The following is an 11,155-nucleotide window of genomic DNA, read 5'->3' as shown; positions in this document are numbered from 1 at the left end:
GGCGGGGCGGGCGGTGGTCGCGGTGGCGAACCGCTTCCCGGTCACGACCCCGCGCAGGACACCGCGCAGGACACCGCGGGCGGCGTCGGCGGCGCGCCCTCCGCCGCGCCCGCCGGGGCCACCACCAGCTCCCTGCTGACCGCCATCGAGACACCGGACCTGGGCGGGTTGCGGCTGGCCGCCCTGCGGGACCTGCGCCGCTCGGCGCTCCAGGAGGAGGCCGACCTCAGCTATGTGCGGCGGCTGCTCCAGGGCCGCATCGACATCCTGCGCGCCGAGCTGAACCGCCGCGCACGGCCGGACGAAGCCGTCCTCGTCGACCGGCTGCCGGAGATCCTCGCCGACACCCCGACCGGCCGCCGCGCCTCCGCACGGCACGTCACCACCGGTCCGCCGCTGCGCGAGCACTACCGGCAGCTCGCCGAGACGATGCTCTCCGAGGTCGAGCTGTCGGACCTCACCGCCCGCACCGACGCCGAGCTGCGCGGCGCGCTGGAGCGGCTGGCGGACTACGAGCGGCGGGTGTCGGGGCAGCGGCAGTCCCTCCAGCGCACGGCGGACGACTGCGGCGCCGAGATCGCCCGCAGGTACCGTGAGGGGGAAGCACAAGTCGACGACCTGCTGGCCTGAGTGATCCTCTCCGGCGGCGGGCGTCCCGGAAGACCACGAGGTAAGGCCGCCGATGTCCTCGCCGACCACTCCCGCCGCGCCCGCCGCCCCGGCCGGCGACGCCCCCAACCCGGTACTCGCCGAGGTGGTGCGCTCCGGGTTCACCGAGGGCCGGCACCGGGGCGCGCTGGTGCTGCTGAACCCCGACGGCACGGTCGGGCGGACGCTGGGCGACGTCGTCTCCCCCGTCTTCCCCCGGTCGGCGAACAAGCCGGCGCAGGCGGCCGCGGTGCTGCGGGCCGGCCTCGACCTGTCCGGTGAGCGGCTGGCGCTGGCGGCGGCCAGCCACTCCGGCGAAACGTTCCATCGGGCACTGGCCGGCGAGATGCTGAAGGAGCACGGATTCGTCGAGGCGGACCTGGGCTGCCCGCCCGACCTGCCGCTGGACCGCGAGGAGGCCGACAACTACCTCGCCGCCGGCAACCGGCCCGCCCGGCTCACCATGAACTGCTCGGGCAAGCACGCCGCCATGCTCGCCGCCTGCGCGGCGAACGGCTGGTCGCACACGGACTACCTCGACGCGGACCACCCCTACCAGCGGCTCGTCGCCGACACCCTCGCGAAGGCCGCCGGCGAGCCCGTCGCCCACACCGGCGTCGACGGCTGCGGCGCCCCGCTGATGGCGATCTCGCTGACCGGCCTCGCCCGGATGTTCCGCCACTTCGTGACCGCCGAGCCCGGCAGCGCCGAACGGCGCGTCGCCGACGCCATGCGCGCCCACCCCGAGTACGTCGCCGGCACCCGCCGGCACGACACCTGGCTGATGCGGGAGATCCCCGGCGTGCTCGCCAAGATGGGCGCCGAGGCCGTGCAGGCCGTGGCGCTGCCGGACGGGCGGGCGCTCGCCCTCAAGCTGGACGACGGCGGCGCGCGGGCACTCGGCCCGGTGCTGGCGCGGGCGCTGCGGCTGCTCGGCCTGGACGCGGCCGAGCACCCGGTGCTCGACCGCGTCGGCGCCGCTCCGCTGCACGGCGGTGGCCAGGTCGTCGGCGAGGTACGCGCCGCGTTCTGACCGACCGGCGGGTCAGTCCTTCTTCGCCTCCGCCTTCGCCTTCGCGAAGTTGTCGGCGATCTCCTTCGTGATCGCCTTCAGCGCCGGATCGCCGGTGGCCGGGTCGTAGTGCGGCTCCCGGTAGTCCGCCGCGCCCGGCACGCCGCCGCCGGCGTTGTTGCCGCGGAACTCGACCTCGATGTAGGTGTCGTCACCGACGAGGACGGTCGCCGTCACGGTGGCCGTCCCGCCCTGCCCGAACTCGCCCGGCAGCTCCCGGATGTGCGTGCAGTGCTGGACGAACGCCTTCCTGCCGACGCCCGAGAGGCTCTTCGGCGGTTGGCAGTCGGGGTCTCTCAGGGCCCGGCGGTCGGCCGCCTTGCGCCGCCGGTCGTACTGGAACTCGCCGTCCGTCGGGTAGGTGACGGTGTGGATGCGCAGGCCGCCGCTCGGGTGCTTCTCCCGGGGCCCGCCGGGCGTGCGTGCCGCGCGGCCGCCCGGCCACCGGCAGTTCTCCTGCGCCACCGAGCCGCCGTGGGTGCCCGGCGTCGGGGTGCCCGGGTTCCGCACCAGCGTGCCGACGCTCTTCGCGCTGACGTACCGGCAGGCGCCCTCCTTCGCGGTCGTCCCCGAGCCGCCGCTGTCACCCTTGTCCTTGGCGAGTTCGGCGGCGACCACGCGCGCCACCTCCAGCGCGCCACCGGTGTCCTTCTTCACGCTGTCCGCGCTTCGGTACTCGACCGTGACGAACCAGAGGTTGGCACGTGTCACCAGATGTCCCCAGCGCTTGCCGGAGAGCGCGTAGCTCTGGAAGAACGCCTCGTCCCCCACGTCGCCCCGCTCGGTCAGCTCGCTCATGTCCCGCTTCAGACCGGAGCTCAGCTCACCCTTGCGGTGGCGTTCGAGGACGTCCTCACGGCGCTTCCTGTCCTCGGCGAACTTCTCCTTCGCGAAGTCCAGCGAACTCTTGCCGGCCGCCTCGTCCGGGTCGCTCGCCCACACCTTGACGGCCAGCCCACGATCGTCGCCGAGGTACTTGATCCAACTGCACTCGAGGTTCGTCTGCTCCGTCCCGCGCCACGGCGAGCGGCCGCCGGTGTTGCGGTGCCGGGCGTCGGCGGGAACGAGGCCCTTGCGGAGCTTCTCCGGCACCATCGCGCAGAGCTGGTCCACGGTCAGCGCGCGCGGCCGGGTGGTGGTGTCCACCTTCGCCTTCTCCGCGTCGCCCGCGCCGTCCTCGCCGCCGCCGCTCCCGGCCCCGCCGGGAGGCGGTGAGTCACCAGGGCGGGCCGAGGACGCGTTGTCGCCGTCCTTGTCCCTGCCGCCGAGCAGCTGCACGCCGGCGAAGACACCGCCGCCCAGCACGGCGACGGCCGCCACCACGGCGACCACGATCTTCCCCTTGCCCCCGGACGACCGTGCGGGGCGCGGCGGCCCGCCGGGGCCGCCGGGCGTCCCGGGGCCGGGCGGCACTCCCGGCCCGCCGGGCCCGCCAGGGCCCCAGCCCGCGCCGGGCGGCCCGGGCGGCGGTCCGTACGGCGGCCCCTGCGGCGCGCCGGGCGGCACAGGCGCCTGCCCCGACGGCGGCTGGCCTCCGGGACCGTACCCGGGCGCCGGTCCGTAGCCGGGCGGCCGGCCGCCGGGCGGCGGCCCGAAGCCGCCGTCCGGCTGACCGAACCCCTGCGGCTGCCCGAACCCGGGGGCCTGACCCGGGTCCCGCGGCGGATGTCCCGGCGAATGTCCCGACGGACCTCCCGGCGGGCCGCCCGCCGCTCCTCCCTGCCCGTCCGGCGGCTGCTGGCCCCCGGACGGCGGCGGTGCCTGGTGGTGCGACATGCCTCTCACCTCTCCTGCTCAGATGCTGCTCAGAGCCGGTGTTCCGAGGCCGCATCCCACGGGGCGCCCGGAACCCGGAGGGGCGGGAAAACAGAGCGGGGCCGGGCGCCGGAGCCCGCGCTCCCACCGGCCCTTCCGGCCCTTCCGGCCGGAGCGGCGCCGTCACCTTTCGGGCGCTTCACCACGGCCCGGTTTCGCGCTCGACATGGCCGCACACGTCCCCCGATCCCCCGATTTGGAACGCGCTCACCCTACCCGCCGCCCCCGCCGGTCACGCCGAGCGCGTCACCGGCGCCGGCAATACGCTTGGTGAGATGGGTACTTCGGATCCAATGACGCGCACACTCGCGGACGACGACCCCGAGGACGTCCACGACTGGCTGCGCGCGGTCGCCACCGGGTTCCTCCAGTCGGCCGTCTCCGAGGAGGAGCTGCGGGCACGCGCGGGTGCGATCGATCCGGAACGCACCCAGGGCGCGTACGTCGACGGCCGCTGCGTGGCGACCTTCCGCACGTTCGCCCAGCGGCTGACCCTGCCCGGCGGCCGTGACGTGCCGTGCTGCGCGGTCACCCAGGTGACCGTCACCGCCACCCACCGCAGACGCGGTCTGATGAGCGCGATGATGCGGCGGGCGCTCGCGGCGGCGAAGGAACGCGGCGAGGTCTGCGCCTCGCTGATCGCCGCCGAGTACCCGATCTACGGCCGCCACGGCTTCGGCCCGGCCACCCGCGCGACCGACTTCCAGGTGGACCTCACCCGAGCCGGCACCGACCGCGCCGCCCGGGCAGCCGACACCGGGCCCGGTACCGGGCGGATCGACCTGGTCACGCCCGAGGAGCTGCGGGCGGTCGGCCCGGCGGTGCACGAACGGTTCCGCGCACTGCCCACCAGTGCCGGCGCCATCGACCGCTCGGCGCGCTGGTGGCTCGCCCACACCGGCGGGCTGCGCTGGCCGGGTGACGAGCGGCGCGACCTCTTCCACGCCGTGTACCGGGACCGGGACGGCACCGTCCAGGGCGTCGCCTCCTACCGGCACGACCAGCGGTGGCGCAACTCCGTACCCGCCGGCACCCTCGGCGTCGACGAACTGACGGCCGTCACCGCCGAGGCCGAACTGGCCCTGTGGCGCTACCTGTTGTCCGTCGACTGGACGGTGACGGTGTCCGCGGACCGACGCGCCCCCGACGACGTGCTGCCGCTGCTGCTGCCCGATCCGCGCGCCGCGCGGATCGCCCGCCACCACGACCTGCTGTGGCTGCGCCCGCTGGACGTACCGGCGCTGCTCTCCGCCCGCGACTACCGGACCGCCGGCAACCTGGTACTGGAGGTCCGCGACGACGCGGGGCTCGCCGGCGGCCGCTACGCCCTGGACGCCACCGCGCAGGGCGCTCGCTGCGAACCGACGACGCTGACGGCCGATCTGACGCTGAGCGTGGCCGACTTGGGCTCCCTCTGCCTGGGCGGGGAGGCGGCGAGCCGACTCCTCCGACTGGGCCGACTCGACGAACACCGCCCGGGCGCCGCCGACCACGCCGACCTCCTCCTGGGCACCCGCCGCCTCCCCTGGTGCCAGGACATGTTCTGACCCCGCCGCAGGTGCCCGCCGCCGTCGAGCCCGGGCGGACCGGGCTCGACGACCCGTGGGCGTTCCGCGGCGCATGGTTCTGTACGGGGGCGGTCCGGCGGGTGATAGTGGTGCGATCCTGTCCCCCTGCTCCCTGGACGGCCGGTATGCGTCATCTCCTGGATTCGGCAGAGTGTGTGGTCCTCGGCTTCGACGGGCCGGTGTGCCGGCTGTTCGTGCGGCACCCCGCGCAGGACGTCGCCGCCCGGCTTCGGGCGCTGCTCCCCGACAGCGGGCGGCAGCCGCCGCCCGGCGACGTCGAACCCGACCATCCGCTGGCGGTGCTGCGTGCCGCGCTCGACGGGCCGTCCGACGAAGGGCTCGCCCGGCGTGTCGGCGACCTCCTCGCCGCCGAGGAGCTGGCCGCCGCCGCGACGGCGTGGCCGACCCCGTACGCGGACCAGCTGATCCGCACCCTGCACGCCACCGGGCGCCGACTGGCCATCGTCAGCGACCACGCCCCGGAGGCCGTCGAACGCTACCTTCGCGGCCGGGGATTGGAAACACTGTTCGAGGGGAACGTGCACGGTCGGGACGCCGCGCACCCGCTTCCGCTGCCCGACCCCGACGTACTGCGCCGCGCCCTGACCTCCACCGGCTCGCCGCCGGAGGCCGCCCTGTTCGTCGGCGACTCCGCACGCGGGCTGGCCGCCGCCCGTGCGGCGGGCGTGACCTTCCTGGCGTACGCGCGCGACGAGCAGCGCGGCTCCCGTCTCGCCGCCGCCGGCGCCGAGCACGTCGTGCCCTCGCTGCTCGAGCTGGTGGACGCGCTGCACGCGCCCCGCGTCGGCTGACCGCACCACCGGGCCCCCGGCTACGTACAGTGGCTTCACGGCCGCCGTCGGCGGCCGTGGGCGCGACGCAGCACGAGCCGGTGCGGCTCGACGATCGATGGGAGCGCAGATGACAGCAGACGAGCCCGCGCACGACCCCGAGGTACTGAAGCTCGCCGCGAAGGTCTTCGAGCTGGCCAGGCAGGGCGACCGGGACGCCGTCTCCGCCTACGTGGACGCCGGCGTGCCGCCCAACCTCACCAACGACCGGGGCGACTCGCTGGTCATGCTCGCCGCCTACCACGGCCACGCGGACGCCGTCCGGGCGCTGCTGGAGCGCGGCGCCGACCCGGACCGCAGCAACGACCGGGGCCAGACGCCGCTGGCCGGTGCGGTCTTCAAGGGGGAGAAGGAAGTGATCCGCGCCCTCCTCGACGGGGGCGCGGATCCGGCCGCCGGGACTCCGAGCGCGATCGACACGGCACGGATGTTCGGCAAGGACGAGCTTCTGGAGTTGTTCGGCGCCCAGTAGTCCGCCCCGGGCGGTCCGGCCCGGGCAGTCCGCCCGGGACTCCGGCGGGCGCCGCGGGCGGCGGGGTTCACGGCGTCACCCGCGCGCCCCGACCACCTCCCCCTCCGGGGTGTCCGGCGCACCCGACATCGGGGCCGCGGCGACGGGCTCGCCGTGGCCGCCCTCGCCGTGGCCTCCCTCGCCCGGCCGCACGTTGCGCAGCAGCACGGCCACCAGAACGGCGACCACCGTGATCATCGCGGCGCTGGTGTACGCGGTCAGGTGGAGTCCGCTCACGAACGCCTTGCCCGCGGCGTCCATCAGCGCGCCGCCCACCTCGGCCGGGAGCCGTTCGGCGACGGCCGCCGCGCCTCCGATGGTGTCCAGCGCGGGACCGGCCGCCTCGGCCGGCACCCCGGCGGGCAGGCCGTCCGTCATCTGCGAGCGGTAGACGGCGGTACCGGCGCTGCCGATCACCGCGATGCCCAGCGCCATGCCCATCTCGGTGCCGGTCTCCGACAGCGCGGACGCGGTGCCGGCCCGCTCGGGCGGCGCGCCTGCGATGATCATGTCGGTGCCGAGTGCCATCGTGGGGCCGAAGCCCAGGTGCAGCACGACCAGCGCGCCGATCACGGCGACCGCCGAGGAGTCGGGGCCGACCTGGGCCAGCATCAGCACGCCGACGACCGACACCAACAGCCCGGCACCCATCAGGTACGCGTGCCGCGTCAGGCGCAGCATCGCCGGCGCCCCGAGGACCGTCACCAGACCGGCCAGCACGGCCGGCAGCCCGTACAGGCCCGCCTGGAACGGCGACAGGCCGAGCACCATCTGGAGGTACTGGCCGATGAAGAACATCATGCCGCCGCTGGCGAACACCGTCAGTCCGACCGCCGCGAGGGAGATCGTGAAGCCACGGTTGGCGAACAGGCCCAGGTCGACAAACGGCTGCTTCTGACGCCGCTGCCGCCGCAGGAAGACCGCGCCGACCGACAGACCGGCCACCATCGCCAACACCGGTACCAGGCTGAGCCCGTGCTCGGCCGTCTTCTTGATGCCGTAGACGAAGGAGAGGACCGTCACCAGCGAGAGCACGGCGCTGAGCACGTCCAGCCGGCCCGGGGCCGGGTCCTTGAACTCCGGCAGCAGCAGCGGCCCGGCCGCCAGGAGCACCACCATCACGGGCACGTTCAGCAGGAACACCGAGCCCCACCAGAAGTGCTCCAGCATCGCGCCGCCGACGAGCGGTCCGGCGCCCGCACCCAGCATGAAGCTGGACAACCACACGCTGATGGCCACTGTCCGCTGCTTCGGGTCGTGGAACATGTTGCGGATCAGCGACATCGTGGACGGCATCAGCGTGGCCCCGGCGAGTCCGAGCACCGCGCGGGCGGCGATCAGCTGGCCGGGGCTGCTCGCGAAGGCCGCCAGCACGGACGCCGCGCCGAAGGCGGCACCGCCGATCATCAGCAGCTTCCGGCGGCCGATGCGGTCCCCGAGCGTGCCCATGGTGATCAGCGAGCCGGCGATCAGGAAGCCGTAGATGTCCACGATCCACAGCAGTTGGGCGCTGCTCGGTGAGAGGTCGGCGCTCAGATGCGGCACCGCGAGGTGCAGCACGGTCATGTCGAGGGAGATCAGCAGGGTCGGCATGGCGAGCACGGCCAGCCCGATCCACGCCCGCCTGTCCGCGCGCCGTGGCACGGATTCGGTGTCGGAGTTCTTGATGTCGGAAGTCATGGCGGCCACGCTAGGACTTCAACATAACTTCAAGTCAAACCGTTTCCGCGCCGGGAGCGAGGAGTTGGACAAGCCCGGTCAGATCCTCGGCGGCGTGGTCGCCGCCGGCCAGCCGCAGCCGCATGAAGTCCGCGAGCGGACCGAGCAGCGCGGTGCTGACGCCCTGCTCCTCCGCGGTGGCCAGCACGTTCCGGATGCCGGCGGCCTGCATCCCCAGGTTGGAGACGACGTCGGTGGTGTGGTCGCCCGTGTCGATCCGCCGCGCGTACTCCGGCCCGGCCTCGCCCATCGCGGTCAGCCACGCCCCGACGTCGCCCGCCACCTCGCCGGCGTCGATCCCCGCCGAGCGCGCCAGCGCGAAGGCGTGCAGCAGCCCGCCGAACATCCCGTACATCGCGCTGAGCAGCGCCACGTCCCACAGCGCCGCCGCCCCCGGGTCCTCGCCCTTGTAATGGGCGGCGCCGAACGTGTCGAGCAGCGGCCGGTGCTCCCGGAAGACGCGTTCGCTTCCGCTGTAGTAGAGGAAGGCGTGCGGACCGCCGATCATCGGCGGTACCGCCATGATGCCGCCGTCCAGGTAGTCGCCGCCCTGCCCGCGCACCAACTCGGCCACCCGGCGGGCCTGTTCCGGCGTGCCGTTGGTCAGGTTGACGACGGCCCGCCCCGCCGCCCCGACACCGTCCAGCGCCTGCAGCACGGTGTCCTCGTCCAGCAGGCAGACAACCGTCAACGGACTCGCGCCGACCGCCTCGCCCGGCGAACCGGCGACCACCGCCCCCCTCTCGGCCAGTGCTTCCGCCCGGGCCGCCGTCCTGTTCCACACCGTCACCCGGTGCCCCGCGTCGAGCAGCGCCCGCGCCAGTTCGCGCCCCATCGCCCCGAGCCCGAGCACACTCACCTCGGTGTCCTTCATGTCCGTCCTCCCCGCTTCGATCTCCATGCCCCCAGCCTCCGCCAGGCCCCGAAGACGATCAAGAACGCACTTCGAAGTGCGTGGTTACCGAAAGGTGCGTGGTTACCCGAAGGTCCGCTTCCTGCGCGACACTTGGACGCGACCAGGAGCGACCGGGGGTGGAGATGGCCGAGCAGCGGTACCAGTGCGGGCTCGACGCCGCGATGCACGTCATCAGCGGCAAGTGGAAGGTGCTCATCCTGTGGGCGCTCGACGAACACGGCACGTGCCGCTTCGGCGAGTTGCGGCGCACGGTCGGGGCCTCCGAGAAGGTCCTCACCCAGCACCTGCGCGAACTCGAACGCGACGGCATCGTGCGACGCGCGGTGGTCGTCGAGGAACCACCGCGCGTCGTCGAGTACAGCCTGACCGAGGAGGGCCACCGCCTCAACGAGGCCCTGGGCCCCCTCGGCGACTGGGGCCGACGCCGCATGGCCCCGACCGGCTGACCACGGGCACCTCAGCCGAGCCGGTGCCCGGTGGTCGCGTCCACGTGGTCGGGCACCTCCTCGTGCCGGTCCCCGACCGTCAGCGTCCCCGTCGGCTCGAAGAGCAGCAGCGACGCCCCGCCCGGCGAGACCGGCCGGTGCTCGACACCGCGCGGCACGACGAACACCGCCCCGCGCTCCAACGTCACCACCCGCTCGGCCGGACGGCCGTCGGCGTCCGGCTCCCCGTCGCGAAGCTCGATACCCAGCTCCCCCTCGACGACGAGGAAGAACTCGTCCGTGTGGTCGTGCGCGTGCCACACGTGCTCGCCCTCGACCTTGGCGATCCGGACGTCGTAGTCGTTGACCTGGGCGACGATGCGCGGACTCCAGAGCTCGGTGAACGAGGCGTAGGCGTCCGCGAGTTGAACCGGTTGCTTCTGCATGTCGACGATCCTGCCGGAAAACCGCTGGAGCGCGGGCCCGGGCGGTTGCTACGGTCGCTCGCGACGTGACCCGGAGCCCGCTGCACGCCGCGCTCCCCTACCGGGCCGCCCGGCCCTGGAGAGAAGTGTTTATGACCCGGCCCGCGCCGAGCGCGCCTCACCGCGACGCGGCCACGGACGCCCACGTCCGCTGACCGACCGTCCACCGCGACCACGCCCCACGCCTACGGCCCGACCCGATACGCGATACGGCCAGGCCCCCGAGGCCCGCTCGGCCTGCTCCTGCTGCTTCCTCTTCCCGAAATCCAGCAAGGAGTACTCCGGGTGTCCGACAACACCAAGAGCAACACCCCGCCGTCGCTGCGCACCGACACCTTCGGCTGCGTCCGCTGCGGGCTCACCGTGACGACGTTCTCCCCCGACGGCGAACGCCGCGACCACTGCCCCAGCTGTCTCTACTCGCGCCACGTCGTCGACCAGGCGGCCGGCGGGCCGTCCGACTGCGGCGCCCGCATGGCGCCGATCTCCATCGCCGTCCCGCGCGACGGCCGTTGGGCGGTCATCCACCGCTGCGTGCGCTGCCACGAGCTGACCTCCAGCCCCGTGTGCGTCGACGACAACCAACTGGTGCTGATGCGCACGGCGGTCCGCCCACTGGCCCAACCACCGTTCCCCCTCGAAGCCTTCGGCGACCTGTGAAAGGGGCGGTGACCACCATGCCACGCAGAACCTCCGCCCCCCGCGACAACAACTCCCCCGCGGCCCGCCGCGGGGGAGGCCGCGGGACCCGCCGCACCGGCCGCCGCTCGAGTGACCGCTCGAGTGACCGCTCGGGTGACCGCCGCCCGCAGCGCCGCAAGGACGTGCTGCACGGCCCGCGCGGCGAGTCCGGCGACGCCTTCCGGTGCGTCGGCTGCCGCCTCGACGTGCCCGTCGACGCACCCGGCACAGCCCACCGCAACCACTGCCCGCACTGCCTCACCAGCCGCCACGTCGACGGGCGCGTCCCCGGCGACCGCGCCGAGAAGTGCGGCGGCCGGATGACCGCACTCAGCCTGTCCGTCCGCGACGACGGCGAATGGCTGCTCGTCCACCAATGCCTCACCTGCGGCACACTCAAAGCCAACCGCGTGGCCGGCGACGACAACGCCCTCCCCCTCATCCGCCTGGCCCTACGCCTATAT

The 11,155-nt window shown here is 74.1% G+C and carries 12 protein-coding genes; 8 read left to right on the top strand and 4 right to left on the bottom strand.

Features of this window, described 5'->3' with window-relative positions; translation table 11 throughout:
- A partial coding sequence (locus FNX44_RS17370) for an RsiG family protein (protein ID WP_438948034.1) occupies nt 1–630 on the top strand: 630 nt, incomplete at its 5' end.
- A 52-nt stretch (nt 631–682) separates the two neighbouring features.
- Nucleotides 683–1,681, top strand: a complete 999-nt coding sequence (locus FNX44_RS17365; protein WP_143649186.1) for an asparaginase — start codon at nt 683–685, stop codon at nt 1,679–1,681.
- Between the two features lie 12 nt (nt 1,682–1,693).
- Here the strand turns inward: FNX44_RS17365 and FNX44_RS17360 are convergent, their stop codons facing one another.
- The gene (locus FNX44_RS17360; RefSeq protein ID WP_143649185.1) at nt 1,694–3,052 is read right to left on the bottom strand and encodes a hypothetical protein; all 1,359 of its coding nucleotides are present in this window, start codon (nt 3,050–3,052) and stop codon (nt 1,694–1,696) included.
- Between the two features lie 776 nt (nt 3,053–3,828).
- Here FNX44_RS17360 and FNX44_RS17355 point away from each other — a divergent pair.
- The 3 genes from FNX44_RS17355 (at nt 3,829) to FNX44_RS17345 (ending at nt 6,426) form a co-directional block, all read left to right on the top strand.
- The gene (locus tag FNX44_RS17355; RefSeq protein ID WP_228449961.1) at nt 3,829–5,082 is read left to right on the top strand and encodes a GNAT family N-acetyltransferase; all 1,254 of its coding nucleotides are present in this window, start codon (nt 3,829–3,831) and stop codon (nt 5,080–5,082) included.
- A gap of 146 nt (nt 5,083–5,228) precedes the next feature.
- Nucleotides 5,229–5,915: an HAD family hydrolase gene (locus FNX44_RS17350; protein WP_143649182.1), complete on the top strand. Its 687-nt coding sequence runs from the start codon at nt 5,229–5,231 to the stop codon at nt 5,913–5,915.
- Nucleotides 5,916–6,024: 109 nt separating this feature from the next.
- Nucleotides 6,025–6,426, top strand: coding sequence for an ankyrin repeat domain-containing protein (locus FNX44_RS17345; RefSeq protein WP_143649181.1), 402 nt, complete (start codon nt 6,025–6,027; stop codon nt 6,424–6,426).
- Between the two features lie 75 nt (nt 6,427–6,501).
- Here the strand turns inward: FNX44_RS17345 and FNX44_RS17340 are convergent, their stop codons facing one another.
- Both FNX44_RS17340 and FNX44_RS17335 read right to left on the bottom strand, forming a co-directional pair.
- Complete coding sequence (locus tag FNX44_RS17340; RefSeq protein WP_143649180.1) at nt 6,502–8,145, bottom strand: MFS transporter; 1,644 nt, start codon at nt 8,143–8,145, stop codon at nt 6,502–6,504.
- A 34-nt stretch (nt 8,146–8,179) separates the two neighbouring features.
- Nucleotides 8,180–9,085, bottom strand: coding sequence for an NAD(P)-dependent oxidoreductase (locus tag FNX44_RS17335; RefSeq protein WP_228449960.1), 906 nt, complete (start codon nt 9,083–9,085; stop codon nt 8,180–8,182).
- Between the two features lie 137 nt (nt 9,086–9,222).
- Between FNX44_RS17335 and FNX44_RS17330 the strand changes: the two genes are divergently transcribed.
- Nucleotides 9,223–9,546: a winged helix-turn-helix transcriptional regulator gene (locus FNX44_RS17330; RefSeq protein ID WP_143649179.1), complete on the top strand. Its 324-nt coding sequence runs from the start codon at nt 9,223–9,225 to the stop codon at nt 9,544–9,546.
- Between the two features lie 11 nt (nt 9,547–9,557).
- Here FNX44_RS17330 and FNX44_RS17325 read toward each other — a convergent pair whose 3' ends face one another.
- Complete coding sequence (locus tag FNX44_RS17325) at nt 9,558–9,971, bottom strand: cupin domain-containing protein (RefSeq protein WP_143649178.1); 414 nt, start codon at nt 9,969–9,971, stop codon at nt 9,558–9,560.
- A gap of 324 nt (nt 9,972–10,295) precedes the next feature.
- Between FNX44_RS17325 and FNX44_RS17320 the strand changes: the two genes are divergently transcribed.
- Nucleotides 10,296–10,670, top strand: coding sequence for an RNHCP domain-containing protein (locus FNX44_RS17320; RefSeq protein WP_143649177.1), 375 nt, complete (start codon nt 10,296–10,298; stop codon nt 10,668–10,670).
- A 17-nt stretch (nt 10,671–10,687) separates the two neighbouring features.
- Nucleotides 10,688–11,155: RNHCP domain-containing protein (locus tag FNX44_RS17315; RefSeq protein WP_143649176.1), on the top strand; the 468-nt coding region annotated here is incomplete at its 3' end.

Source organism: Streptomyces alkaliterrae (genome assembly GCF_007097205.2).
Taxonomy (GTDB): Bacteria; Actinomycetota; Actinomycetes; order Streptomycetales; family Streptomycetaceae; genus Streptomyces; species Streptomyces alkaliterrae.
This window is presented reverse-complemented; position numbering and strand designations above follow the sequence as displayed.